General features: G+C 65.8%; 22 protein-coding genes and 1 pseudogene. 13 read left to right on the top strand and 10 right to left on the bottom strand.

Features of this window, described 5'->3' with window-relative positions; translation table 11 throughout:
• Positions 1–69 precede the first annotated feature (69 nt).
• Positions 70–1,017: an adenosine deaminase gene (locus tag DNK10_RS02375; RefSeq protein ID WP_131178757.1), complete on the bottom strand. Its 948-nt coding sequence runs from the start codon at positions 1,015–1,017 to the stop codon at positions 70–72.
• A gap of 155 nt (positions 1,018–1,172) precedes the next feature.
• Between DNK10_RS02375 and DNK10_RS02370 the strand changes: the two genes are divergently transcribed.
• Positions 1,173–2,267 (top strand): calcium:cation antiporter, encoded by a 1,095-nt coding sequence (locus DNK10_RS02370; protein ID WP_131178758.1) that lies wholly within the window; start codon positions 1,173–1,175, stop codon positions 2,265–2,267.
• A gap of 77 nt (positions 2,268–2,344) precedes the next feature.
• Here the strand turns inward: DNK10_RS02370 and DNK10_RS02365 are convergent, their stop codons facing one another.
• Entirely contained in the window at positions 2,345–3,031 is a 687-nt protein-coding gene (locus tag DNK10_RS02365; protein WP_131178759.1) for an SDR family oxidoreductase, read from the bottom strand.
• A 197-nt stretch (positions 3,032–3,228) separates the two neighbouring features.
• Here DNK10_RS02365 and DNK10_RS02360 point away from each other — a divergent pair, with 197 nt between their 5' ends.
• Together DNK10_RS02360 and DNK10_RS02350 are read left to right on the top strand one after the other, a co-directional pair.
• Entirely contained in the window at positions 3,229–4,542 is a 1,314-nt protein-coding gene (locus DNK10_RS02360) for a CitMHS family transporter (protein WP_131178760.1), read from the top strand.
• 327 nt (positions 4,543–4,869) lie between these two features.
• A pseudogene (locus tag DNK10_RS02350) lies at positions 4,870–5,025 on the top strand (UDP-N-acetylmuramate:L-alanyl-gamma-D-glutamyl-meso-diaminopimelate ligase); the annotation flags it as partial.
• Positions 5,026–5,089: 64 nt separating this feature from the next.
• On the opposite strand, the gene DNK10_RS02345 reads toward DNK10_RS02350, so the two are convergent.
• From DNK10_RS02345 to DNK10_RS02325, 5 genes are all read right to left on the bottom strand, one after another.
• Positions 5,090–6,271, bottom strand: coding sequence for an acetyl-CoA C-acetyltransferase (locus tag DNK10_RS02345; protein ID WP_131174940.1), 1,182 nt, complete (start codon positions 6,269–6,271; stop codon positions 5,090–5,092).
• A gap of 88 nt (positions 6,272–6,359) precedes the next feature.
• Positions 6,360–8,132, bottom strand: coding sequence for an acyl-CoA dehydrogenase C-terminal domain-containing protein (locus DNK10_RS02340; protein ID WP_131190454.1), 1,773 nt, complete (start codon positions 8,130–8,132; stop codon positions 6,360–6,362).
• 76 nt (positions 8,133–8,208) lie between these two features.
• Positions 8,209–9,873: a cation acetate symporter gene (locus DNK10_RS02335; protein WP_131190453.1), complete on the bottom strand. Its 1,665-nt coding sequence runs from the start codon at positions 9,871–9,873 to the stop codon at positions 8,209–8,211.
• Entirely contained in the window at positions 9,870–10,196 is a 327-nt protein-coding gene (locus DNK10_RS02330; RefSeq protein ID WP_131174937.1) for a DUF485 domain-containing protein, read from the bottom strand. Before DNK10_RS02330 ends, DNK10_RS02335 begins: the two co-directional genes overlap by 4 nt.
• Before the next feature lie 181 nt (positions 10,197–10,377).
• Positions 10,378–12,000: an acyl-CoA synthetase gene (locus tag DNK10_RS02325; RefSeq protein ID WP_131178765.1), complete on the bottom strand. Its 1,623-nt coding sequence runs from the start codon at positions 11,998–12,000 to the stop codon at positions 10,378–10,380.
• Positions 12,001–12,229: 229 nt separating this feature from the next.
• Here DNK10_RS02325 and DNK10_RS02320 point away from each other — a divergent pair, with 229 nt between their 5' ends.
• Both DNK10_RS02320 and DNK10_RS02315 read left to right on the top strand, forming a co-directional pair.
• Positions 12,230–14,506, top strand: a complete 2,277-nt coding sequence (locus DNK10_RS02320) for a PAS domain-containing sensor histidine kinase (RefSeq protein WP_131190452.1) — start codon at positions 12,230–12,232, stop codon at positions 14,504–14,506.
• Positions 14,507–14,570: 64 nt separating this feature from the next.
• On the top strand, positions 14,571–15,215 hold the full coding sequence (locus DNK10_RS02315) for a response regulator transcription factor (protein WP_131178766.1): 645 nt from the start codon (positions 14,571–14,573) through the stop codon (positions 15,213–15,215).
• Between the two features lie 9 nt (positions 15,216–15,224).
• Here the strand turns inward: DNK10_RS02315 and DNK10_RS02310 are convergent, their stop codons facing one another.
• Positions 15,225–15,866 carry an oxidoreductase gene (locus DNK10_RS02310; protein ID WP_131178767.1) on the bottom strand — a complete coding sequence of 214 codons (642 nt, stop codon included), beginning with the start codon at positions 15,864–15,866 and terminating at the stop codon, positions 15,225–15,227.
• An 82-nt stretch (positions 15,867–15,948) separates the two neighbouring features.
• Positions 15,949–17,655 carry a C13 family peptidase gene (locus tag DNK10_RS02305; protein WP_131190451.1) on the bottom strand — a complete coding sequence of 569 codons (1,707 nt, stop codon included), beginning with the start codon at positions 17,653–17,655 and terminating at the stop codon, positions 15,949–15,951.
• A gap of 205 nt (positions 17,656–17,860) precedes the next feature.
• Here DNK10_RS02305 and DNK10_RS02300 point away from each other — a divergent pair, with 205 nt between their 5' ends.
• From DNK10_RS02300 to DNK10_RS02290, 3 genes are read left to right on the top strand one after another with little or no spacing between them, the layout of a single operon-like run.
• Positions 17,861–18,223: a CidA/LrgA family protein gene (locus DNK10_RS02300; protein ID WP_131178769.1), complete on the top strand. Its 363-nt coding sequence runs from the start codon at positions 17,861–17,863 to the stop codon at positions 18,221–18,223.
• Positions 18,220–18,936 carry an LrgB family protein gene (locus DNK10_RS02295; RefSeq protein WP_131178770.1) on the top strand — a complete coding sequence of 239 codons (717 nt, stop codon included), beginning with the start codon at positions 18,220–18,222 and terminating at the stop codon, positions 18,934–18,936. The genes DNK10_RS02300 and DNK10_RS02295 overlap by 4 nt, the downstream gene beginning before the upstream one ends.
• An 8-nt stretch (positions 18,937–18,944) precedes the next feature.
• Positions 18,945–19,538 carry an LON peptidase substrate-binding domain-containing protein gene (locus DNK10_RS02290; RefSeq protein WP_131190450.1) on the top strand — a complete coding sequence of 198 codons (594 nt, stop codon included), beginning with the start codon at positions 18,945–18,947 and terminating at the stop codon, positions 19,536–19,538.
• Here DNK10_RS02290 and DNK10_RS02285 read toward each other — a convergent pair.
• Positions 19,532–20,848, bottom strand: a complete 1,317-nt coding sequence (locus DNK10_RS02285; protein WP_131190449.1) for a bifunctional DedA family/phosphatase PAP2 family protein — start codon at positions 20,846–20,848, stop codon at positions 19,532–19,534. The two genes, DNK10_RS02290 and DNK10_RS02285, sit on opposite strands and share 7 nt — an antisense overlap.
• A 260-nt stretch (positions 20,849–21,108) precedes the next feature.
• Here DNK10_RS02285 and DNK10_RS02280 point away from each other — a divergent pair, with 260 nt between their 5' ends.
• From DNK10_RS02280 to mrdA, 5 genes are read left to right on the top strand one after another with little or no spacing between them, the layout of a single operon-like run.
• Positions 21,109–22,374, top strand: coding sequence for a glutamate-5-semialdehyde dehydrogenase (locus DNK10_RS02280; protein WP_131190448.1), 1,266 nt, complete (start codon positions 21,109–21,111; stop codon positions 22,372–22,374).
• Positions 22,374–23,018, top strand: a complete 645-nt coding sequence (nadD, locus tag DNK10_RS02275) for a nicotinate-nucleotide adenylyltransferase (protein ID WP_131190447.1) — start codon at positions 22,374–22,376, stop codon at positions 23,016–23,018. The genes DNK10_RS02280 and nadD overlap by 1 nt, the downstream gene beginning before the upstream one ends.
• A 42-nt stretch (positions 23,019–23,060) precedes the next feature.
• Entirely contained in the window at positions 23,061–23,420 is a 360-nt protein-coding gene (gene rsfS / locus DNK10_RS02270; RefSeq protein WP_131178960.1) for a ribosome silencing factor, read from the top strand.
• Between the two features lie 12 nt (positions 23,421–23,432).
• Positions 23,433–23,900: a 23S rRNA (pseudouridine(1915)-N(3))-methyltransferase RlmH gene (gene rlmH, locus DNK10_RS02265; protein ID WP_131178776.1), complete on the top strand. Its 468-nt coding sequence runs from the start codon at positions 23,433–23,435 to the stop codon at positions 23,898–23,900.
• A 12-nt stretch (positions 23,901–23,912) separates the two neighbouring features.
• Positions 23,913–25,817, top strand: a complete 1,905-nt coding sequence (gene mrdA, locus DNK10_RS02260; protein ID WP_131178777.1) for a penicillin-binding protein 2 — start codon at positions 23,913–23,915, stop codon at positions 25,815–25,817.
• Positions 25,818–25,819 lie beyond the last annotated feature (2 nt).

The following is a 25,819-nucleotide window of genomic DNA, read 5'->3' as shown; positions in this document are numbered from 1 at the left end:
CATCAATGAGCCAAGCGTGAAGCCTGGCAACACGATTCGTGTATCGACGCGCCGAAGCGTCGGCAGGGCCTACGCCAGCCGTGCCTCCAGGCTGTTCTGCGCCAGGCGCCGGGCCTGATCTTCGCTCATGCCCAGGCCCTGGTGCAGGGCGGCGAAGTTTTCGCTGACGTAGCCGCCGAAGTAGGCCGGGTCGTCGGAGTTGACCGTGACCTTCACGCCGCGCTCGAGCATGGCGAGGATATTGTGCTGGCCCATGTGCTCGAACACGCAGAGCTTGGTGTTGGACAGCGGGCACACGGTCAGCGGGATCTGTTCGTCGATGATGCGCTGCATCAGGCGTTCGTCTTCGCTGGCGCGCACGCCGTGGTCGATGCGTTCGATCTTGAGCAGATCCAGGGCTTCCCAGATGTATTCCGGTGGGCCTTCCTCGCCGGCGTGGGCGACGGTCAACAGGCCCTCGCTGCGGGCCTTGTCGAACACACGCTGGAACAGCCGCGGCGGAAAGCCTTGCTCGGAACTGTCCAGGCCCACGGCGATAAAGGCGTCGCGAAACGGCATGGCCTGTTCCAGGGTCTTGAATGCCTGTTCTTCGGGCAGGTGGCGGAGGAAGCTGAGGATCAGGCCGTGGCTGATGCCCAGCTGTTTCTCGCCATCGTCCAACGCCTGTTTGATGCCACGCAGCACCACCTCGAAGGGAATGCCGCGGTCGGTGTGGGTCTGTGGGTCGAAGAAGGGTTCGGTATGGATGACGTTCTGCGCCTTGCACTTGAGCAGGTAGGCCCAGGTCAGGTCGTAGAAGTCCTGCTCGGTGCGCAGCACGTCGGCGCCCTGGTAGTAGAGGTCGAGGAATTCCTGCAGGTTGTTGAAGGCATAGGCTGCGCGCAGCGCCTCGACATCGTTCCAGGGCAGGGCGATGCCATTGCGTTCGGCCAGGGCGAACAGCAGCTCGGGCTCCAGGGAGCCTTCGAGGTGCAGGTGCAGTTCGGCCTTGGGCAGGGCGTTGAGCCAGTCGTACATGGGGGCAATCTCGTTCATCGGGCTTGGCCGGGAAGTTTAACCGCATGCAACCAGGCATGCGGCATCGAGAGCCTGGGCGGTATCGCGTGGGAATTATTTACAGCATGTTGCAGTCGGAGCAGGATCGATGCGCTCCTCCATGAAAGGAATCGTCCATGTTGAACGCCATCAAGCAGGAATACTGGCTGCTACTGGCCGTGCTCGCCGCTGTCATCGCCTTGCCGATGGAACATGCGTTGCTCGGTCATGGCCAGGGTATTGCGCTGGCCGGCGCGGTGGCGCTGATCGCCGCCATCGTCTGCGCTTCGCTGCGTGTGGCCCACCACGCCGAGCAGTTGGCGGAGCGGGTCGGCGACCCATACGGCACCATGATCCTCACGCTTTCGGCGGTGCTGGTGGAGGTGGTGATCCTGGCGATCATGATGAGCAACCAGGCGTCGCCGACCCTGGTGCGCGACACCATCTACTCGGCGGTGATGCTCGATATCAACGGTATTCTCGGTCTGGCCGCGCTGATGGGTGGGCTCAAACATGGCGAGCAGTCCTATAACGACGACTCCGCGCGCAGCTACAGCGTGATGATCCTCACTGCCATGGGGATTTCGATGGTGGTGCCCGAGTTCATTCCCGAGTCGGACTGGAAGGTGTATTCGGCCTTCACCATTGTCGCCATGCTGGTGTTGTACGCCGTGTTCCTGCGCATGCAGGTTGGTCCGCACAGTTACTTCTTCAGCTACAGCTATCCGGAGAAAAAGAGCCGGGGCGGCGCTGTGCAGGCGGCCAGTGCGCCACAGGTCAACGTGGCGTGGTCAGTGGGCGTGCTGGTCTTTGGCGTCGTGGTCATCGGCGTGCTTGCCGAAGTAATGTCGCAGGCTCTGGATGTCGGCCTCGAAGGTAGCGGTGCCCCGCCAGTGCTCACGGCCATCGTGGTGGCGGGGATTTCCGCCGCACCGGAAATTCTCACTGCGTTGCGTGCGGCCCTGGCCAACCGTATGCAGTCGGTGGTCAACATCGCCCTCGGCGCGTCGCTGTCGACGGTGATCCTCACCGTGCCGGTGATGGAAGCCATGGCGCTGTACAGCGGTCAGCCGTTCCAGATGGCCATGACCCCGGTACAGACGGTGATGGTGTTCATCACCCTGATCGTCTGCGCGATCAATCTCAATGATGGCGAAACCAATGCCATCGAGGGCATGACCCATTTCGTGCTGTTCGCCACGTTCATCATGCTGGCGATGCTCGGGCTGTAACCACGACCATTCTGGTAGGAGTCGGCTTGCCGGCGATAGCAACCTGGGTGGCTGCGCTGTTTGTGGACTGACCTCGGTTACCAGGCGATAGGGTTGCCCTGGTAGTCAACAAAATGGTGACCCCCGCGCCCGGCATGGCGCTCAACCTGCTCGATCAGGCCGCGGCAGCTGTCGATCACTTCGACCGTGGCGCCATCGCCTCCCATATCGGTCTTTACCCAGCCCGGGTGCAGCGACAGCACCGTCGGGCGCGGCTCCGGCAATTCGCAGACGAAGCTGTTGGTCAGCGAGTTGAGCGCTGCCTTGCTGGCCTTGTACAGCGCCAGGTTGTTGCCTTCCGGATTCGCCACGCTGCCCAGCCCTGAACTCATGAACGCCAGCACCCCGGTATGCGGCCGCAATTGTCCGACCAGGCGTTCGGCCAGGCGAATCGGCGCCACCACGTTGGTCAGGAACAGCTGGCCCAGCTCCTCGGCAGTGGCGGCCGCAGCGGATTGGTGGGCCGGGCCGAGAATACCGGCGTTGACGAACAGCAGATCGAATGCCTGACCGCCCAGGCGTTTCACCAGATTCTGTAGTGCCGTGTTGTCGTCGATATCCAGTGACTCGATGCGCACGCCCTCCAGTGCCTGCAGATCCGTCGCACGGGTCGGGTCGCGCACGGTGGCGGTGACCTGCCAGCCATCGGCGTGTAGCTGGCGCACCAGGCCCAGGCCGATGCCGCGTGAGGCACCGATGATCAGTGCCGTTCTGTTTGATGGCATGGCAAGGCTCCAGTGCTGAGTGGGCCGACAGCTTAGCAATCCATGGCCGTTATTTCGTAGGCGAATCTTACATATTCACTGACAAAACATGGTTTGACGATGCGTTGGGTAAAGGTTGCTGAAAGGTTCGGCTTCTAGAATCCGCGCCTCTTGTCGTGCCTGCACCGACTAACACAAGAAAAAGAGGAGAAATCGGTTTGTTGACCCTGATTGGCCTGTTGACCATCGTCTGCCTGGTTGCACTGTTGCTTAGCGGGCGTATGTCGCCCGTACTGCCGTTGATCGTGGTGCCATTGCTGGGCGCGCTCTGTGCGGGTTTTGGCCCGGAAGAAATTTCCGGATTCTTCACCGATGGCGTCAGCCGGGTGATAGCCATCGCCACCATGTTCATCTTCGCCATCACCTTCTTCGGCGTGCTGCAGGACACCGGCCTGTTTCGCCCGATCATCGGGTTCATGGTCAAGCTGACCCGCGGCAACGTAATCGCCGTGGCGGTCGCCACGGCGATCATCGGTATGCTGGCCCATCTCGACGGTGCTGGCGCTACCACCTTCCTGCTGACCATTCCTGCCTTGCTACCGCTTTACAAGCAGTTGCGCATGAGCCCGTACCTGATGTTGATGCTGCTGGCCACCGGCGCCGGCATTCTCAACATGGTGCCTTGGGCAGGGCCCCTGGGCCGCTCGGCGGCGGTCACTGGGCTGGACGTGACGGAGCTGTGGCGGCCATTGCTGGCCATTCAGGGCGTCGGTGTGGTGTTGCTGGTGGCGCTGTCCGCTTTGCTTGGCTGGCGCGAGCAGCGCCGTATCGCAGCAACCGGCGGCACCGTGGTGGACGACGGTGAAGTGGATCACGTGGGCAATCCTGGCGAGATCAGTGATGAAGAGCTCGCGCTCGAACGGCCCGGGCGGATGTGGATCAACGCCGGTCTGTTCCTGCTGGTACTCGTGGCGCTGTTCACGGGCGTGTTGCCGGCTGGCTATGTGTTCATGATCGGCTTGAGCCTGGCGCTGCTGATCAACTACCCCAATGGCAAGTTGCAGATGCAGCGCATCGCGGCCCACTCGGCAGCGGCGTTGGGAATGGGCATGATCATTCTCGCCGCGGGTTCGATGCTCGGGATTCTTGCCGGCACCGGCATGCTCACGTCCATCGCTCAGGATCTGGTCAGGGTGTTGCCCGCCAGCATGGTTGGCCAGTTGCATATCATCCTGGGGATCTTCGGTTTCCCGATGGAGTTCCTGCTCAATACCGACGCCTATTACTTCGGCTTGCTGCCGGTGGTCATGGAAGTGGTCGAGAACCATGGCGTCGCGGCACCGAGCGTGGTCTATGCGCTGATGATCGGCAATATCATCGGTACTTTCATCAGCCCGTTCTCACCCGCGCTGTGGCTGGCGCTCGGTCTGGCCAGGCTGGAGATGGGCAAGCACATCCGCTATTCGTTCTGGTGGATGTGGGGCTTCTCGCTGGTGCTGTTCGGCGTTGCCTGGACGCTTGGCCTGTTCTGAGTGCACGCGACACCGGCTGTGCGTTGTCGATGCTGAGCAGGTCAGGGCCTGGGATCTGTTGACGTTTCAGCACGACCGCGCCGGAGCCCGTTTTGCCGCGAGGCAAGGCACGAGCCGCGAAGTCTGGCTGGCCAAATGAGCCGGCGAGAAACGCAGGGGAGCCCAGCCCTTCGGGTGGGGCTGCCTAGGTTGCGCGGGAGGCCGACCGGCAGCACCCAGCCAGCGGCACCGCGTTTGAGCTGGCGTTGCTGGAAGTAGTCGCTACCGACCTGCTGGACGCCGGTACAGACCACCGGCGATGGCGGACAGTGGCAGGCGCGCCATGTCGGTGTCGTGCCGATCCGGGTCTGCGACTCGCTGGAGGCGATCATCGCTGGGGGCAAGGCCGAAGCCCGAGCCGGTGTCCAGGTGGTGATCATGAGCAACGGCGGTTTCGGTGGCCTGCATGGCAAGCCGGCTGCCGCTCTGGATCTGGAGGCTTGAGCATGGCTGGCCCCGAACGCATCACTCTGGCCATGACGTCGCAGTCAAGCCCCGGCTGGGCCGCTCAATCGCGCTCCACCGCCAGCGCCACGCCCTGGCCGCCGCCGATGCACAGGGTGGCCAGGCCCTTCTTCGCATCGCGCCGGCGCATCTCGTGGAGCAGGCTGACCAGGATACGGCAGCCGGACGCGCCGATGGGATGGCCGAGGGCGATGGCGCCGCCGTTGACGTTGACCTTGCCGCTGTCCCAGCCCAGCTCGCGGCCGACCGCGATGGCCTGGGCGGCGAAGGCTTCGTTGGCCTCCACCAGGTCGAGTTGTTCCAGGCTCCAGCCGGCCTTGTCCAGGGCCTTGCAGGTGGCGAACACCGGGCCGATGCCCATGATCGCCGGATCGACCCCGGCGCTGGCCTGGGCCTTGATGCGCGCCAGTACCGGCAGGCCGAGGCTGGCGGCTTTTCCGGCACTCATCAGCAGCACGGCGGCGGCGCCGTCGTTGAGGGTCGAGGCGTTGCCGGCGGTGACGCTGCCATCGCGCTTGAACGCGGGGCGCAGCGTGGCCAGGGACGCGGCGCTGGTGTCGGGGCGCGGTTGCTCGTCCTGCTGGAAGATCACCGTCTCGCCGTAGCGCTGGGGAATCTCGACCGGGGTGATCTCATCCGTGAAGCGTCCGGCCTCGATCGCCGCGCAGGCGCGCTGCTGGGAGCGGGCGGCGAAGGCATCCTGCTCGTCGCGGCCGATGCCATATTGTTCGGCCAGGTTCTCCGCGGTGATGCCCATGTGGTAGTCGTTGAAGGCGTCCCACAGGCCGTCCTGCAGCATGCTGTCGATCGCCTTGGCGTGGCCCATGCGCAGCCCCGTGCGGGCGCCGGGCATGAGGTAGGGCGACAGGCTCATGTTCTCCTGGCCACCGGCGATCACCACCTCGGCGTCGCCGCAGGCGATGGCCTGGGCGCCCAGGTGCACGGCCTTGAGGCCGGAGCCGCAGACCTTGTTCAGGGTCAGCGCCGGCACGGTGTGCGGCAGGCCGGCCTTGAGCGCGGCCTGGCGTGCGGGGTTCTGCCCGCTGCCGGCGGTGAGCACCTGGCCGAGGATCACTTCGTCCACCTGCTCGCCGGGCAGGCCGCTGTCGGCCAGCAGCCGGCGGATCACCGCGGCGCCGAGCTCCGGCGCGGGAATGCGGCTCAGGGAGCCCTGGAAGGTGCCGATGGCGGTACGGGTGGCGGCAACTATGACGACGTCACGCATGGGGTTTCCTCGTGGGGTGCGGCGTGCGCACCGGGCGGTTCGAATAAAAAGGCGCGGCATCTCTCGGGCGGTGATGCCGCGCAAACGCTCAGAACTGTTCGGCGCTCATCCCATAGAGCGGCGCGCTGCCGGCGCGGATGCTCGCTTCCAGGCTCAGGGTGCGTGGCAGCAGGCGGGCGAAGTAGAACGCGGCGCTGGCCAGCTTGGCGCCATAGAAGGCCGGGTCGTCATCGCGCCGGGCCTCGGCCACCGCGGCCATGCGCGCCCACATGTAGGCATAGGCCACGTAGCCGAACAGGTGCAGGTAGTCCACCGAGGCGGCGCCGACCGCGTTGGGGTCGGCCTTGGCCTGTTCCAGCAGCCAGCCGCTGAGCGTTTCCAGGCGTTCCAGGGCCTGGCTCAGCTCGCTGCCATAGGCTGTGCCGGGGTGCTGGGCGAAGTGGCGGATTTCGCTGGCGAACAGGCGCAACGCGGCGCCGCCGTTGGCGATCACCTTGCGCCCGAGCAGGTCGAGGGCCTGGATGCCGTTGGTGCCTTCGTAGATCTGCGCGATGCGCACGTCGCGCACCAGCTGTTCCTGGCCCCATTCGCGGATATAGCCGTGGCCGCCGAATACCTGCTGGCCATGGATGCAGCTTTCCAGGCCGCTGTCGGTGAAGAACGCCTTGGCCACCGGGGTGAGCAGGGCGACCAGGGCGTCGGCGGCCTGTCGCTCGTCGGCATCGGCGGAGAACTTGCTCAGGTCGAGCTGCTGGCCGACGTAGCTGGCGAAGGCGCGGCCGCCTTCGCTCATGGCGCGCATGGTCAGCAGCATGCGGCGCACGTCCGGGTGCACGATGATCGGGTCGGCTACCTTGTCCTGGGCCTGCGCGCCGCTCGGCGCGCGGCTCTGCAGGCGCTCGCGGGCGTAGGCCGCGGCGCTCTGGTAGGACGCCTCGGCGCAACCGATGCCCTGGATGCCGATGGACAGGCGCTCGTAGTTCATCATCGTGAACATCGCCGCCAGGCCGCGGTTTTCCTCGCCGATCAGGTAGCCGGTGGCGCCATCGAAGTTCATCACGCAGGTGCTCGAGGCCTTGATACCCATCTTGTGCTCGATGGAGCCGCAGCTCACCGCGTTGCGCGCGCCGAGGCTGCCGTCGGCGTTGACCAGGAGCTTGGGCACCAGGAACAGCGAGATGCCTTTCGGCCCGGCCGGCGCGCCCGGCAGCTTGGCCAGCACCAGGTGGACGATGTTCTCGGTCAGGTCGTGCTCGCCGCCGGTGATGAAGATCTTGCTGCCGCTGATCGCATAGCTGCCGTCGGCCTGAGCCTCGGCGCGGGTTCTGATGATGCCCAGGTCGGTGCCGGCATGGGCTTCGGTCAGGCACATGGAGCCGGCCCAGCGGCCCTCGTACATCGGCGGCAGGTAGGTGCTCTTCAGCGCTTCGCTGGCGTGGGCGTCGATCGCCAGGCAGGCGCCGGAACTCAGCGCCGAATACAGGGCGAAGCTGGAGCCGGCGGCGTAGAGCATTTCCTCGAACTGCACGGCGAGCATCTTGGGCATGCCCATGCCGCCGTAGGCGGGGTTGCCGGACAGCCCGACCCAGCCACCGCCGATATAGGTGGCGTAGGCCTCCTTGAAGCCCTGGGGCGTGGTGACGATACCGTCTTGCCAGTGCGCGCCTTCCTCGTCGCCGCTGCGGTTGAGCGGGGCGATCAGCGTGCCGGTGACCTTGGCCGCTTCTTCGAGGATGGCGTCGGCGGTGGCGGCATCCACCGTCTCGGCCAGGGCCGGCAGGCGTGCCCACAGGCTCGGGGCGTCGAACACCTCATGCAGGACGAAACGCATGTCGCGCAGGGGGGCGTTGTAGTCGGGCATTGCTGTACCTCATGAACGAGCCAGGCGGGCTGCCTGGCGAGGATTGTACGAGGGCGGGGCAGGCCCGCCCGGCATTTCAGTGGCTGGAGGCGGCGGCCGCGCCCAGACCGGTCTGGGCGCGCACGAACTGGTCGTCGAAGGCGGCGCGCTCGCGGGCGGCGCGGGCGCTGCGATCGAGCCTGGAGACCACCACGATCACCAGGAACGCCAGCGGCATGGAGAACAGCGCCGGGTGGTCGTAGGGGTAGATCGCCTCGGCGTTGCCCAGTACCGCCACCCACACCGCCGGCGACAGGATCACCAGCACCAGGGCGGTGACCAGTCCGGCGAAGCCGCCGGCCAGGGCGCCCTGGGTGGTCAGATCCTTCCAGTACATGGCCATGATCAGCACCGGGAAGTTGGTCGAGGCGGCGATGCCGAAAGTCAGGCCGACCAGGAAGGCGACGTTCTGCTGCTCGAACAGGATGCCCAGGCCGATGGCGACGATGCCCAGGCCGACGGTGGCGATGCGGGTCACGCGCATCTCGTCCTTCTCGCTGGCCGTACCCTTCTTCCAGACGGTGGCGTAGAGGTCGTGGGAGATCGCCGAGGCGCCGGCCAGGGCCAGGCCGGCGACCACCGCGAGGATGGTGGCGAAGGCCACGGCGGAGAGGAAGCCGAGGAACAGGTTGCCGCCCACCGCCTTGGCCAGGTGCATGGCGACCATGTTGCCGCCGCCGATCAGCGCGCCGGCGGTATCGCCGCCGACGAAGAACTGCGGGTCGCTGCCGACGATGACGATGGCGGCGTAGCCCAGCACCATCACCACCAGGAAGAAGAAGCCGATGAAGCCGGTGGCGTAGAACACCGATTTGCGCGCTTCCTTGGCGTTGGGCACGGTGAAGAAGCGCATCAGGATGTGCGGCAGGCCGGCGATGCCGAACACCAGGCCGAGGGACAGCGAGGCGGCGTTGATCGGGTCGGCGAGCATCGAGCCGGGGCCCATGATGGCCCAGCCGCTGGCGTGCGCCTCGACCGCGCGGGCGGCCAGGGTCTCCAGGCTGAAACCGAACTCGGCCAGGGCCAGGAAGGCCAGGGTGGTACCGCCGGACAACAGCAGCACGGCCTTGATGATCTGCACCCAGGTGGTGGCGATCATGCCGCCGAAGATCACGTAGACCAGCATCAGCACGCCGACCACCATTACCGCGGTGCTGTAGTCGAGGCCGAACAGCAGCTTGATCAGCTGGCCGGCGCCGACCATCTGCACCACCAGGTAGCAACACACCACGGTCAGCGAGCCGAACGCGGCGAAGGTGCGGATGCGGGTCTGGTCGAGGCGGTAGGAAACGATGTCGGCGAAGGTGTAGCGGCCCAGGTTGCGCAGGCGTTCGGCCATCAGGAAGGTGATGATCGGCCAGCCGACGAAGAACGCCACGGTGTAGATGAAGCCGTCGTAGCCCCTGGCGAACACCAGGCTGGACAGGCCCAGCAGGGTCGCCGCCGACATGTAGTCGCCGGCGATCGCCAGGCCGTTCTGGAAGCCGCTGATGCCGCCGCCGGCGGTGTAGAAGTCGGAGGTGGACTTGGTCTGCCGCGCGGCCCACCAGGTGATCGCCAGGGTGCCCATGACGAACACGAAGAACATGGCGATGGCGTGCAGGTTCAGCGGCTGCTTGGCGGCCAGCGCCGGCGCGGCGCTGGCCGCCAGTGGCAGCAGGCCGAGCAGGGCGGCGCTGCCGATGAGGAGGCGGCGGTTCATTGCAGATCCTCCAGCAGTTCGGCGCCGAGCGCGTCGAAACGGGTGTTGGCGACGCGCACGTACCAGCCGGTGAGCAGCCAGGACAGCACGATGACCGCGGCGGCGGCGGGGATGCCGACGGTCAGCTGGCTGCCGCTGCCCAGCGGCGCATGCAGCCACTGCGGGGCGAACGCCACCACCAGCATGAACAGGTAGTAGCCGCCCAGCACCAGGGCGGTCAGCGACCAGGCCAGCCGCGCGCGGCTGCGCGCCAGTGCCTGGAACTTGGGGTTGGCGCGGATGCGCTCGCAACTCTGCGCGTGGGACAACTCGGGTTGGCTCATGGTACGGCTCCTTTGTTTTTGTTGTGCCTAGACTTGCGGCGGGCGACACGACATGGCCATTCGATAAAAGGCGCTGGAGGCTGGAAAGCTGAACGAAAAGCCCGGCTTGCGAGCGGCTTCGGGCCGCTCGTCGTTCAGCCTCCAGCCTTTCAGCGCTGTTTTCGGTCGTTTGCGCTGCGCCTCAGAGGGCCCTGGCCATGTCGCGCAGGACGAACTTCTGGATCTTGCCGGTGCTGGTCTTCGGCAATTGGGTGAAGACCACCGTGCGTGGCACCTTGAAGCTGGCCAGGTGCTCGCGACAGAAAGCGATGATGTCGGCTTCGCGCACGCCCTGCTGGTCGGCCTTGGCGGTGATGAAGGCGCAGGGCGTCTCGCCCCACTTCTCGTCCGGGCGCGCCACCACCGCGGCCTCCAGTACCGCCGGGTGACGGTAGAGCACGCCCTCGACCTCGATGGTGGAGATGTTCTCGCCGCCGGAGATGATAATGTCCTTGAGCCGATCCTTGATTTCCACGTAGCCGTCCGGGTGGCACACGGCCAGGTCGCCGGTGTGGAACCAGCCACCCTCGAAGGCTTCGGCGGTGGCGCTGGGGTTCTTCAGGTAGCCCTTCATCACGGTGTTGCCGCGCATGAAGATCTCGCCGATGGTCTGGCCGTCGCGTGGGGTCGGTTCGAGGGTCTTGGGGTCGGCGACCATCACCCCCTCCAGGGTCGGGTAGCGCACCCCCTGGCGGGCCTTGATCTCGGCGCGCTGCTCCAGCGGCAGCTCGTCCCACTCGGCGTGCCAGGCGCACAGGGTGACCGGGCCGTAGACCTCGGTGAGGCCATAGACGTGGGTGACCTTGATGCCCATTTCCTCCACGGCGCCGATCACCTTGGCCGGCGGCGCGGCACCGGCGACCATGGCCTGAACCGGATGGTCGATGGCCGCCTTGGCCTCGGCCGGCATGTTCACCAGGGCATTGAGCACGATGGGCGCGCCGCACAGGTGGGTGACCTGCTCGTCGCGGATCAGGGTGAGGATCTTCTGCGGGTCGACCCGGCGCAGGAACACGTGCACGCCGGCCAGCGCGGTGATGGTCCAGGGGTAGCACCAGCCGTTGCAGTGGAACATCGGCAGGGTCCACAGATACACCGGGTGGTTGCCCATGGCCCAGGTCATCTGGTTGCCCATGGCGTTGAGGAAGGCGCCGCGGTGGTGGTAGACCACGCCCTTGGGGTTGCCGGTGGTGCCGGAGGTGTAATTGAGCGAGATGGCGTCCCATTCGTCGCCCGGCCACGACCAGGCGAACTGCGGATCGCCTTCGGCCAGCAGCGCTTCGTAGTCGAGGTCGCTGACCGCCTGGCCTTCGCCGTACTCGGGATCGTCCACGTCGATCACCAGCGGCGGGTGGTCGAGCATGCCGATGGCGGCGTGGATCACGTCGAAGAACTCGCGGTCGGCGATCAGCACCTTGGCCTCGCCGTGCTGCAGCATGAAGGCGATGGCCTCGGCATCCAGGCGCACGTTGAGGGTGTTGAGCACCGCGCCGATCATCGGCACGCCGAAATGCGCCTCGAGCATGGCGGGGATGTTCGGCAGCATCACCGCCACCGTATCGCCCTTGCCGATGCCGCGCCCGGCCAGGGCCGACGCCAGGCGCCGGCAACGGACGTAGGTCTCGGCCCAGTTGCGGCGGATCGAGCCGTGGATCACGGCGGGGTAGTTCGGATAGACGCTGGCGGTACGCTCGATGAAGCTGAGCGGAGACAGGGCGATATGGTTCACGGCGGCAGGGGCGAGACCCTGTTCAAAGATCGACATGCTGGGCACCCGGTGGCTGATTGTTAGCTCTTTATGTCCGATGCTCCTCGGCTGTTCCGGGAGCTCGGTTAGGTATTCAGGGTGCTTTATATATCAAATTCGGCAATGTATGGAAGTAATACCTGAGTATTATGGTATATCTACTATATGCGATGGCGTCGTGCTGAATGTATACAGCCATCCGCGCGGCGTGGCGATATGCTGGGCTCCCTTCGAGACAGGAGCCCCGATGACTCATACCCCGGTTCGCTTGCATACCTGGTTGCGCCTGCAGCGTGAAGGCGTGCCGCTGGCGGCCCGCGCCGACGCCCTGTGCCAGGCGCTGCGCGGCTGCCCCGAGGTGCGCCAGGCGTTCTACCTGAGCTGGCAGGAAGGCGCGCGTATCTACAGCCACGAGGGCAGCGCCCAGCACCTGCCGCCGGGCCAGGGCGATCCCATGCTGGCCAGCGACCAGGCGCTGTTCGAGCGGCTGGCCGACGAGGGGCGCATCGCCCTGGATCGGCTGCGCCTGCTCGACTGCTGGCTGTCCGGCCGCCTGCGCCGCGCGGCCATCAGCCATGGCCAGGTGTTCGACCTGGCGCTGCAGCCGGGCCAGGCCGGGCTGCTGCTGGTCGAGGTGCACGAAGGCGTGAGCCTCGACTGGCTGGGCTGGGTGGCGGAGCTGCTGGGCACCCTGCTGGCCATGGCCAACGGCCTGCTGCGCGGTTCGCCGTTGCTGGGCCACGATCCGCAGCCGAGCCTGCTGCTGGACGCCCGGGCGCGCCCGCTGGAGCTGAATGCCGCGCTGCTGGCGTTGCTCGCCGAGCGGCCGTTGAGCGAGGTGGCCGGCTTCCTGCCGGTGAACCACCGCTCGCTGGTGCGCGCCTGCCTGGCGCAGCGGCGGGCCATCGAGGAGGTGGAGGCCGAGTGTGGGGAGCGCATCCTGATCTGGGTCTTCATTCCCGACCCGCAGGAGAACCGGGTGCTGGCCCGCTGCCGCGACGCCACCCGGGAGATTCGCGCCGAGCGCGAGGCGGCCAAGGCGCGGCGTCTGTACCGGCTGATCACCGAGAACACCACCGACCTGATTTCCCGGCACACCCCGGACGGGCGTTTCCTCGATGCGTCGCCAGCGTCCTGGACGCTGCTCGGCTACTGGCCGGAGTCGCTGCGCGGGCGGCCGGCCCAGGGCCTGTTCCATGCCCAGGATCTGGCGCAACTGGTGCAGCGCGCCCGGGATGCGCTGGAGCAGGACGGCTACCACACCATGACCTTCCGCATCCGCCACCGCGACGGCCACTATCTCTGGTTCGAGACCGCCAGCCGGGCCATCCGCGAAACCTATACCGGCGCGGTGGTCGAGGTGGTCAGCGTATCGCGGGACATCACCGCGCGGGTGCAGGCCGAAGAGAACAAGCGGCGCCTGGCCGAAGTGGTGGAAGCCAACACCGACCCGGTGCTGTTCCTCGACCCCGAGGGCCTGGTCACCTACCTCAATCCGGCCGCCCGGCGCATGCTCGAACTCGGCGACGGGCAGGCGATGCCGACGCTCGCCGAGCTGTTCGCCAGCGACGACCTGCTGCGCCTGCGGCATGCCGGCTGGAGCGCCGCCGAGCGAACCGGGGTGTGGAGCGACGACTGCCGCCTGCAGCCGCTGCACGGCGGCGTCTCGGTGCCGGTCTCGCTGGTGCTGCTGGCGCACCGGGCGGCGGGGGGCGAGCGCTACTACTCGCTGGTGGCGCGCGACATGACCGAGCGCGAACTGCGCGAGGCGCAGCAGCGCCGGCACCAGGACGAGCTGGCGCATACCGCGCGCCTGGTGACCCTGGGCGAGCTGGCCTCGGGCATCGCCCATGAAATCAACCAGCCGCTGGCCGCCGTGGTCAATTACGCCAGCGCCAGCCAGCGCTACCTGCAGTCCCTGGGCCGCAACCCGCAGGCCGTCGAGCGCGTGGCCCAGGGCCTGCTGCGCATCACCGAACATGCCAACCACGCCTCCGCGGTGATCAAGCGGCTGCGCGCCTTCCTGCGCAAGGGCCAGCGGCGCATGCAGGCGCTCGACGTGGCCGAAGTGGCGCGCGAGGCGGTGCGCCTGTGCGCCTGGGAGGCCGGCGCCAGCCAGGTGCTGATCCAGGAGCGCTTGCCGGCCGGCCTGCCCGCGGTGTACGCCGACCGGGTGCTGCTGGAGCAGGTGCTGCTCAACCTGCTGCGCAACGCCATCGACGCCAACCGCGAGGCGCACCCGGGGCAGGCCTCGGATATCCTGCTGGAGGCCACGGCGGCGGCCGACGGCGCCCTGCACGTCAGGGTCTGCGACCAGGGGCCGGGGCTTGGCGAGGACGAACTGCAGCGGATCTTCACCCCGTTCTACACCAGCAAGCCGGATGGCCTGGGGCTCGGGCTGTCGATGAGCCGCAGCATCGTCGAGGGCTTCGGCGGCGCGCTGGAGGCCCGGCCGTATCCGGGCGGCGGCCTGTGCCTGACCTGTCGCCTGCCGCCAGCACGCAGCGACGACGTGGATGCATGAGACAGGCCCCTGGCAGCGGCGGCCGCCTGCCAGGGATCGCGGAAAACAATAAGAGGAATAACGGATGACCCTGCAACAGCAACAACTGGTCTATGTGGTCGACGACGACCAGGGCATGCTCGACTCGACCGTCTGGCTGTTCGAGTCGGTCGGTCTCAAGGCCGTGCCCTTCACCAGCGGCCGTGCCTTTCTCGAGGCCTGCGACGCCAGCCTCAACGCCTGCGTGCTGCTCGACGTGCGCATGCCTGGCATGGGCGGGCTGAACGTGCAGGAGGAAATGCGCGCCCGCGGCCTCGACCTGCCGGTGATCTTCGTCAGCGGCCATGCCGACGTGCCGATCGTGGTGCGGGCGTTCAAGGCCGGCGCCCGCGACTTCATCGAAAAGCCCTACAACGAGCAACTGCTGCTCGACAGCGTGCAGCAGGCGCTCAGCAGCATCGACGCCAGGCGCTCCGGCAGCAGCGGCTACAGCCAGTTGCAGGAACGCCTGGCCAGCCTCACCCCGCGCGAGCGTGACGTGTTGCTGCCGCTGGTGCAGGGCTACACCAACCGCGAAATCGCCGAGCAACTGGCGATCAGCGTGAAGACCGTCGACCTGTATCGGGCGCGGGTGATGAAGCGCATGCAGGCCGAACGCCTCGCCGATCTGGTGGGCATGGCCATCGTCGCCGGGATGATCGATCCGCTCGACCCGCGCGCCCGGCTATGAAGGTCGCCCTCAGCGGCCCAGGCGGCGCAGTTCGTCCGACTCGACCACGCGCAGGCCCTGGTCTTCTTCGAGGGCCAGGCGCCACAGTGCACGGGCCAGGGCGGTCACGTCGATGGCGCGGTGCTTGCCTGGCAGCCAGCGCATGAACGGTGCTGCCAGGCGCTCGCCGAGGCGGAACTCGTTGCGCGGGCCAAGCAGCAGGGAAGGGCGAGCCAGGGTCAGTTGCGGCCAGCCCTGCGCTTTGAGGGCTTCCTCGGTTTCGCCCTTGATGCGGTTGTAGAACACCGAGGAACGCGGGTCGGCACCGATAGCGCTGACCACCAGCAGATGCCGCGCGCCCAGCTCCAGGGCGCGCTTGGCGAACGCCACCACCAGATCGTGATCGACCGCGCGGAAGGCATCTTGCGATCCCGACTGTTTGATGGTGCTGCCCAGGCAGCAGAAGGCGGTATTCACCGGGCCATTGAGCGTGGGCAACAGGTCGAGCAGTTCCCCGACCGGGTTTTCCAGATGGGGATGTTCGGCCAGCGGCCTGCGACTCGGAGCCAGCACACGCTCGACGGTGGGTTCGTTGAGCAAGCGATCCAGCAGGTGCTCGCCGGTCATGCCGGAGGCGCCTGCCAGAAGAATGTGCTGGGGTGTCAGGTACATGGTCGATCCTCGACTGCTGTTTCGATTCTTGGCTCTGTACGAAAAGTACCTGCACTCGGTGATTTTTCCTACAGACCCTGATTTAGGGAGCTGCGGCCGATTTATCGTTCACGGCCGCTTCGCTTGGTTGCTGACGCAGTGCATTCCAGTGCTTCAGTACGGCAGGCGGAGCCCATATCTGCGGCTCGGATGGCTCGAAACCATCGGTCTGTTCGCGTTCTGCGACGGCAGCGCTGGCCAGATCGAACGCGCGTTGCAGGTCGTCCGTCTGCTGCAGCGCCTCGGCGAACAGCGCCCGACCGAAATAGGTGAAGTCGGCTTCTTCGGAGCAGCCGAACGACACCCGGTCAGCGCGTGCGGCGGTCATCAGCAGGGTCTTGTCGTCCTTCAGGGCCGGGATGAAGCCTCCGGAGTAGCAGGCGGAAATCACCACCACCTTGTGCCGGTCGGCCAGCGGTTGCAACAGCGTGGCCAACTCGTCGGCGGGCAGATCGGCCAGCTGCAGGCGTGGCTGATCCAGGTTCAGTTCATGGCCGCGCGAACCGTGGCTGGTCAGGTAGATGAACACCAAGTCTTCCGGGCCGCTGCGCTCGGCGATGGCTTGCACGGCGCGGCGCAGGTTTTCCCGGGTCGCCAGCGGGCGGTCGGCCAAGTGGTCGCGATGGTTGGCCAGGGTGATGCGACCATAGGCGGAGAAACGCTCGGAGAGCAGGTTTGCGACATAGTCGGCTTCGCGCAGGAACACGCTCTGCTTGCCGTCGCCGGCCAGCGTCAGGGCATAGAGTTCGCTGCGTGGGGTGGACTGTGGCAGCGCAGCGATGGCCTGGTCGAGCAGCTCGCCCTGTTTCAGCAGGCCGATTTCGAGCGGATCCGGTAGGGCCTGGCCGTTTTCGTCACGTACCCGCAGGCCGCGCTGCCAGGTGCCCTGTTGGCGCGTGCCGTCGGCCAGTGTCAGAGTGCCTTCGCCGTGGAAGCGACCATTGGTGAAGCGGCCATCGAAGCGACTGCCATCCGCCTGTTGCAGGCGGCCTTCACCCTGGTAGCGCCAATCCCTGAATTGTCCCTGATAGCGGCTGCCGTCGCTGCCGGTGTATTCGCCCTGGCCGCTGAGGGAGCCTGCTACGAAAGTACCGCTCCAGATATCGCCCGTCACGCTCTGATAGCGGCCCTTGCCGTGGAACAGGCTGTCCTGCAATTCGCCGTCGTAGCTATCGCCTTCGCTGCTGCGGTAGTTGCCGGCGCCTTTGAGCTGGCCGCCCGCGAAATGGCCGGAGAGTTGGTTACCGAGTTCGTCCTCGCGCACGCCCTGGCCATCCGGCAGGCCTTTTACGAAGCGGCCCTGGAAACGACTGCCGTCTGCCTGCTCCAGAGTGCCCAGACCGTGGAAGCGGCCATCACGGAATTGTCCACGGTAGATCTGCCCGGCTTCCTCCAGAGTCCCTTCGCCACTGAAACGACCTTTGGCGAAACCGCCGCTGTATTGGCTGCCGTCGGCATTCTTCAGCGTGCCCTGGCCGTCGAAACTGCCCGCGCTGAATTCGCCAACATAATGTTCGCCATTGGCGCCATGCCACTCACCGGCACCATGGCGCTGGCCATCGAGGAAGTGGCCGATGAACCAACTGCCATCGGCGTAATCCAGACGCCCTTTGCCCTGCAGCAGGCCATCGACCACGTTACCGTGATAGCGCGAACCGTCAGGCAGGATGGCGTCGGGAGGCAGCAAGGGTGTGCTCTGGCCGCAGGCTGTGAGGAAAAGAATCAGGGCCAAAGGCGCGAGGCGGAACATGCGGGGCGTCCAGGTCGGATGAGCGATACAGCAGTATGCCGTAAAGCGTCTGGCGACGCCCAGGCAGGTAAAATGCGCGTGCTACTGCGTCGTGGCATGCGTTCGCACACTGTTAAGCCACCTGCGTTACCTGCCTATAATGGCCGTCTTAGTAAGGTGGTGCGTCCCGCTTGGGGTGCCTGCCCAGCGTCTGAGGGGAGTTTCCATGTTGCTTCGTGGCCTGTTCTGGCTGGTGCTGTGCCAACTGCTTGGCACGGCAATCAATGCACTGTTTCTACCGATGCTGCCAGGGCCGATTCTCGGCATGCTGCTGTTGGTGGTGTTTCTGCTCTGTCGCGGTGAGGTCGACGAGCCGATCCAGCAGGCCGCCAGCAGCCTGCTCAAGTACCTGCCGCTGCTGCTGGTGCCGCCGGCCGTGGGGGTGATGGCCTACGCCGAGGCGATCGTCGCCGATTTCTGGGCGGTGATCGGTGCGTTGGTGCTGTCGTTGATCCTGTCCCTGGTGTTCGCCGGCTGGATGATGCAGAAACTGATCGAGCGCCAGGCGCGCCGTCGGGGGGAAGGATGATGCTCGACTGGCATGCTGCCTGGATGGCCGTTACCCATCATCCGCTGTTTGGCGCGGGCATCACCCTGGGCGCCTATCAGTTGGCGATTGCCGCCTATGAGAAGACCCGCTGGGTATTCCTGCAGCCGGTGCTGGTGTCGACGATGCTGGTCATCGCCATTCTGTTGCTCTGCGGGTTGACCTTCACGGAATACAAAACCGGCGCCGAGGCGCTGACCGTTTTTCTCGGCCCGGCTACCGTCGCCCTGGCGGTGCCGCTGTACCTCAACCTCAGGCGTATCCGCCAGGTATTCTGGCCCACCGTGCTCACGTTGCTGATCGCCGGGGCGGTCGCGACCGCGCTCGGCGTCGCCCTGGCCTGGGTATTGGGCGCCGAGCACAATATGCTGATGAGCATGGCGCCCAAGTCGGTGACTTCGCCGATTGCCATGCTGGTAGCCAGCCAGATCGGCGGCCTGGCAGCGCTGGCTGCGGTGTTCGTGATGATCACTGGTGTGCTGGGGGCGATCATCGGGCCGTCACTGTTGCGCTGGTGCGGTGTGCGCCATCACGCTGCCCTGGGCATGGCCCTGGGTATGACCGCCCATGCGGTCGGCACCTCGCGGGCCATGCAGGAGAGCGAGGAGTGCGGTGCCTTCGCGGCCCTGGCCATGAGCCTGATGGGTGTGCTCACGGCCATCCTGTTGCCATTGGCTATCGTCTTTCTGAACTGAGAACCCCAATGACCCTACCTTTATTCCCGTTGCACACCGTCCTGTTTCCCGGCTGCGTGCTGGATCTGCAGATATTCGAAGCGCGCTACCTGGACATGATCAGCCGCTGCATGAAACAGGGCGAAGGCTTTGGCGTGGTGTGCATCGTCGAGGGCGCAGAGGTGGGCGAGGTCGCCGAACGCATCGCCCAGATGGGCTGCGAGGCGATCATCAGCGATTTCCAGCAGCGCCCCAACGGCCTGCTGGGTATCCGGGTGCAAGGTGGCCGACGCTTTCGCGTCAAGCAGGCGCAGGTGCTGCCGGACAAGCTGACCCTGGCCCAGGTCGAATGGCTCGAAGAAGAGCCTCAACAGCCGCTGGACGAGGAGCATGCCGATCTGCTGGCGCTGCTTGGCGCGCTGGCCGAACACCCGATGGTCGCCAGCCTGGACATGGGCGGCAGTGCCGAAAGCCAGTCCGAACTGGCCAACAAGCTCGGCTACCTGCTGCCGTTCAACGCCGAGCAGAAGATCGCCTTGCTGGCCGAGCCGGACGCCGCGCAGCGCCTGGCCATGCTGCAGGATCTGGTCGAGCAGTTACAGGGCGACGGCCCTGCTCAATAGCGGTAGATCTCCACCCCTGCCGACATCCGCCACAGTGCCAGGCTGGTCAGCAGCACTACGCAGCTCGGCACGACCACCCCCCAGACCTTCGTCGGCAGCGGAGGCAGTGATGCATAGCGTTGCATCAGCGCCAGGCTCAGTGCGCACAGGCTGCTGGCCAGCAAGGCGCCGGCGATGATATCGCTCGGCCAATGCACACCCAGGTAGACACGCGACAGGGCGATGCTGAGTGCCGGTAGACAGGCGAGCAGTATCCAGGTCAGCCGCAGACGGGCAGGTTGTCCGCGGCCGGCAAGCACGGCCGTGACCAGGAAGAACGCGAAGGCCGCCGAGCTGTGCCCGCTGGGGAAACTGTAGGTGCTCAGGGGCTCGAGCAACACATCGGGGCGCGCCCGCTCGAACAGTCCCTTGAGGGCGCCATTGGCCAGAGCGGTGCTGAGCATGGCGCCACTGGCGAACAGCAGGGCCTGCCACTTGCGGGCGAGCAGCAGCAGAACACAGAGCAGGATGGCGACCGCCAGTTGCACGTCGAAGTCACCGAAGTGGGTGATCAGTACCGCCACATGATCGAAGCGCGGATTGCGCTCCTCCTGGATCAGGGTCATCAGGCCCTGATCCAGCTGGATCAGGTGCGGCCAGCCGATGAACAGGACGAGCAGCAGAATCGCGCCCAGGCCGGCAGCGATCAGGCTGGCCTGGTGCTGTTCGCGCAGGCTGCTCTGGATGGTGAGTATCAGGAGCAGTGCCAGACCGGCCGCGACGACGGCGGCCTGGGGCCAGAAACCCGCTGGCAGAGGCAGGCGCAAGGCAGCACCGGCCGCCCAGCCAGGCAGCAGATAGGCGATTGCCCAGCCAGCGGCGGCCAGCATGCTGACGGCGATGAAGCGGCCAATCGGCATGCTCAGCATGCCCGCGACCATTGGCAGCATCGGCCGCAGTGGGCCGATGTAGCGGCCGAGCAGCAGACTGGCGACGCCATAACGTTCGAAGTAGGTTTGCGCGCCGTTGAGCCACTGGGGGTGGCTGCGCAAGCCAGGCAAGCGGCGGATGTCCTGATGGAAGTAGCGGCCCAGGGCGTAGGAAATGGCGTCGCCGAGCAGGCCGCCGAAATACGCCAGCGCCAGGGTTTCCCACAGGCTCAGGGCACCGTTGCCGGCCATCACGCCAACGGCGAACAACAGTACCGTGCCGGGAACGATGATGCCGGCGATGGCCAGGCATTCGATGCAGGCGATCAGAAAGATCGCCAGGCCCAGCCACTGCGGGTTGGCCGCGAGCCAGGTGGTGAGACTGTCGAGCCACTGGCTCATCGGTGGGCATCCTTCAGACGAGAGAACGCAGGCTTCGACCCATCCGTGTGGGAATGGGTTTCCTGTCATGTTGCGAAGCGCGGCAGATCATAGCAATTAGCTTCAAGCCAGAAGCTGGAAGAGCGCCGATTCACCTTTAACTTGAAGCTTGTGGCTTGCAGCTTGCAGCTCGAAACAACCTTCTGCCAGGCGCCGCTGTGCGCGGGGCGGCATGACCGCTATAATCAGCAACTTTTTCCAACTGCCAGACCTGAGTTGCCATGACCGAGTCCGTGCTTGACTACATGACCCGCCTGGGCCGCGCCGCCCGCCAGGCTTCGCGCGTGCTCGCGCGGGCCAGCACCGCGCAGAAGAACCAGGCCCTGCAGGCCGCCGCCGCTGCGCTCGACGCCGCGCGCGCCGAGCTGAGTGCCGCCAACGAACTGGATCTGGCCGCCGGCCGCGCCAACGGCCTGGAACCGGCCATGCTCGACCGCCTGGCGCTGACGCCCAAGGTGATCGACAGCATGATCGAAGGCCTGCGTCAGGTCGCCACGCTGCCGGATCCCATCGGCGAGATCCAGGGCATGCGTTACCTGCCTTCCGGCATCCAGGTCGGCAAGATGCGTGTACCGCTGGGCGTGATCGGCATCATCTACGAGTCGCGGCCCAACGTGACCATCGATGCGGCCAGCCTGTGCCTGAAATCGGGCAACGCCACCATTCTGCGTGGCGGCTCCGAGGCGATTCATTCCAATCAGGCCATCGCCCGCTGCATCCAGGCAGGCCTGGCCGAAGCCGGTTTGCCGGCCAGTGCGGTGCAGGTCGTGGAGACCACGGATCGTGCCGCCGTCGGAGCGCTGATCACCATGCCCGAGTTCGTCGACGTGATCGTGCCGCGTGGCGGCAAGGGCCTGATCGAGCGCATCAGCCGTGAAGCCAAGGTGCCGGTGATCAAACACCTGGACGGGGTTTGCCACGTTTATGTCGACATCGCCGCTGACCTCGACAAGGCCATCCGCGTTTGCGACAACTCCAAGACCCAGCGTTACTCGCCGTGCAACACCATGGAAACCCTGCTGGTGCATGTCGATATCGCCGCGCGCGTGTTGCCGCCGCTGGCCGCCATCTACCGTGACAAGGGCGTCGAACTGCGCGGCGATGCGCAGACCCGCGCGCTGCTGGGCAGCGACGTGCTGGAAGCCAGCGAAGACGACTGGCATGCCGAGTACAACGCGCCGATCCTGGCGATCCGCGTGGTCGACTCGCTGGAGTCTGCCATCGAGCACATCAACACCTATGGTTCGCAGCACACCGACGCGATCATTACCGAGAACTTCAGTGATGCGCGGCGCTTCCTCACCGAGGTGGATTCCAGCTCGGTGATGGTCAACGCCTCGACGCGTTTCGCCGATGGTTTCGAGTATGGCCTGGGCGCGGAGATCGGTATTTCCACCGACAAACTGCACGCCCGCGGGCCGGTTGGCCTGTTGGGGCTGACCAGCGAGAAGTACGTGGTATTCGGCGACGGTCACGTGCGCACCTGATGGCGAGCCGCAAACGCATCGGACTGTTGGGCGGTACCTTCGATCCGGTGCACATCGGCCATCTGCGCGCAGCGCTGGAGGTGGTCGAGTTCATGGGGCTGGACGAGCTGCGGCTGATCCCCAGTGCACGTCCACCGCACCGGGAAACCCCTCAGGTTGGGGCGCAGGATCGCCTGGCGATGGTCGAGCAGGCAGTGGCGGGATTGCCGCAGTTGCAGGTGGATGACCGCGAGCTGCGGCGCGACAAACCGTCCTACAGTATCGACACCCTGGAGTCGCTGCGGGGCGAACTGGCAGCGGATGATCAGTTGTTTCTGATCCTGGGCTGGGATGCCTTTTGCGGTTTGCCAGCCTGGCACCGTTGGGACGAGTTGCTGCGCCACTGCCATATTCTGGTGCTGCAGCGCCCGGATGCCGACAGCGAGGCGAGCGAGCCGCTGCGTGACCTGCTGGCGGCACGCAATATTGCCGACCCACTGGCGCTCGACGGGCCGGCGGGGCAGATTTCTTTCATCTGGCAGACACCGCTGGCGGTGTCTGCCACCCAGATCCGTTCGCTGCTGGCGAGCGGCCGATCGGTGCGCTTTCTGGTGCCCGATGCGGTACTGGCTTATATCAATGCCCATGGACTGTACCGTGGGTAAATCGAACACGAGGCAAACGAGTTAGTTATGACGAAGCAAACCATGCACAGTGAAGACCTGGTCAAAGTGGCCATCGCAGCACTGGAAGAGATCAAGGCGCAGGACATCACCACCATCGATGTGCGCGAGAAGACCAGCATCACCGATTACATGGTGATCGCCAGCGGCACCTCCAGCCGTCACGTCAAGTCGCTGGTCGACAACGTGCTGGAAAAGACCAAGGAGCAGGGCGTGCGGCCGATCGGCAGCGAAGGCCTGGACAGCGGCGAATGGGCACTGCTCGACCTGGGCGATATCGTCGTTCACGTGATGCTGCCTACCGCTCGCCAGTTCTATGACCTGGAACGTCTGTGGCAGGGCGCCGAGCAGAGCCGTGCGCAGCAAGGCATCGAGCGCGAGTAAGGGCCGGCTGTCGTGCGCATCAAACTGATTGCGGTCGGCTCGCGCATGCCGCGTTGGGTCGAAGACGGCTGGCAGGAGTATGCCAAACGCATGCCGTCCGAGCTGTCCCTGGAACTGCTGGAAATTCCCCTGACCACGCGCGGCAAGAACGCCGACGTGGTGCGGATGATCCGCCAGGAAGGCGAAGCCATGCTGGCCAAGGTGCAGCCCGGGGAACGCATCGTCACCCTGGAAGTCGAAGGGCGGCCCTGGAGTACCGAGCAATTGGCGGTCGAACTCGACAAGTGGCGCCTGGATTCGCGCACCGTCAATCTCATGGTCGGCGGCCCGGAAGGGCTGGCGCCGGAAGTCCAGGCGCGCAGCGAACAGCGCTGGTCGCTGTCGCCATTGACCTTGCCTCACCCGCTGGTACGGATACTGGTCGGCGAACAGATTTATCGTGCCTGGACGGTGTTGTCCGGTCACCCTTATCACAAGTAGTCAGCGATCCCGATGCCCCAGCCGATTCGCCTCAAAGACCACGAAAAGGACGCGCGCCTCATCCGCAGACGCACGCTGGTCGGTGGCGTGCTTTTTCTGGTGCTGACCCTGGCGCTGATCGCCCGCATGTATTACCTGCAGGTGATCCAGTACGAGTACCACTCCACGCTGGCGGAGAACAATCGCATCCACGTGCAGCCGATCCCGCCGAACCGCGGGCTCATCTACGACCGCAACGGGGTGATCATTGCCGACAACCGGCCCAGCTTCAGTCTGACCCTTACCCGCGAGCGTGCCGGTGACTGGGAGCAGGTGCTGGACGTGATCGTCGAGGTGCTGCAGCTCACCCCCGATGATCGCGAATTGTTCGAGAGGCGTGTACGCCAGGGGCGGCGGCCGTTCGAGCCGGTGCCGGTGCTGTTCGAGCTCAGTGAAGAGCAGATCGCCCGGCTGGCGGTGAACCAGTTCCGCCTGCCTGGCGTCGAGGTGGTGGCCCAGTTGGTGCGCCACTATCCGCAGCGCGAGCATTTCGCCCACTCGGTCGGTTACGTGGGACGCATCAACGAGCGCGAGCTCAAGGAGCTCGACCCGGTGGAGTACAGCGGTACTCACCATATCGGCAAGACCGGCATCGAGCGTTTCTACGAAGATCAGTTGCACGGCAAGGTCGGTTACGAAGAGGTCGAGACCAACGCCCGCGGCCGCGTGTTGCGCGTGCTCAATCGCACCGACCCGCTGCCCGGCAAGGACATCGTGCTGACCCTGGACGTGCACCTGCAGGAGGTTGCCGAGAATGCACTGGGTGGTCGGCGTGGCTCGGTGGTGGCAATCCAGCCGTCGACCGGCGAGGTGCTGGCCATGGTCAGCCAGCCCAGCTTCGACCCCAATCCGTTCGTCACCGGCATCAGCTTCAAGGCCTACGCCGACCTGCGCGATTCCATCGACCGGCCGTTGTACAACCGCGTGTTGCGCGGCCTCTACCCGCCGGGCTCGACGATCAAGCCAATGGTGGCCGTGGCGGGTCTGGATGCTGGCGTGATCACGCCGACTTCGCGCGTGTTCGACCCCGGCTTCTACCAACTGGCCAACCATAGCCACAAGTACCGCAACTGGAACCGCACTGGCGATGGCTGGGTAGATTTGAGCCTGGCCATTGCCCGCTCGAACGACACCTACTTTTACGATCTGGCGCACAAGCTCGGTATCGACCGGCTGCACGACTACATGAGCCGTTTCGGCCTCGGTCAGCGGGTATCGCTGGACATGTTCGAGGAAACCGCCGGCCTGATGCCGTCGCGCGACTGGAAGCGCGCCCGTTACCGTCAGCCCTGGTACCCCGGCGAAACGCTGATTCTGGGGATCGGTCAGGGCTACATGCAGACCACGCCGCTGCAACTGGCCCAGGCCACGGCGCTGGTGGCCAGTCGCGGCAAGTGGATTCGCCCGCACCTGGCCAAGAGCGTCGATGGCAAGATGCCTCTCGACGACAATCCGATTCCCGATATCCTGCTGCGCGATCCCAAGACCTGGGATTACGCGCGACTGGGCATGGAGCAGGTGATGCACGGCGCTCGGGGTACGGCGCGCAAGGTGGGCGACAGTGCCGCCTATCGCATCGCCGGCAAGAGCGGTACCGCCCAGGTGGTGGCGATCAAGCAGGGCGAGAAGTACGACCGCAACAAGGTGCAGGAGCGTCATCGTGACCATGCCTTGTTCGTCGCCTTCGCCCCGGCCGAGAACCCGCAGATCGTGGTGGCGGTGATGGTCGAGAACGGTGAGTCGGGCGGCGCTGTGGGCGCGCCGGTGGTCAAGCAGGTGATGGATGCCTGGCTGCTCGACGAGAACGGTCAACTCAAGGCCGAATACGCTACGCCAGGTGCCTCGGCACCGCTCAACGCAGAGGTGAAGCATCGATGAGC

The sequence above is a fragment of the Phytopseudomonas daroniae genome, assembly GCF_004327275.1.
GTDB classification, from domain to species: domain Bacteria; phylum Pseudomonadota; class Gammaproteobacteria; order Pseudomonadales; family Pseudomonadaceae; genus Aquipseudomonas; species Aquipseudomonas daroniae.
The sequence above is the reverse complement of the archived record's forward strand: the minus strand, read 5'-3'. Positions and strand labels throughout refer to the sequence as shown.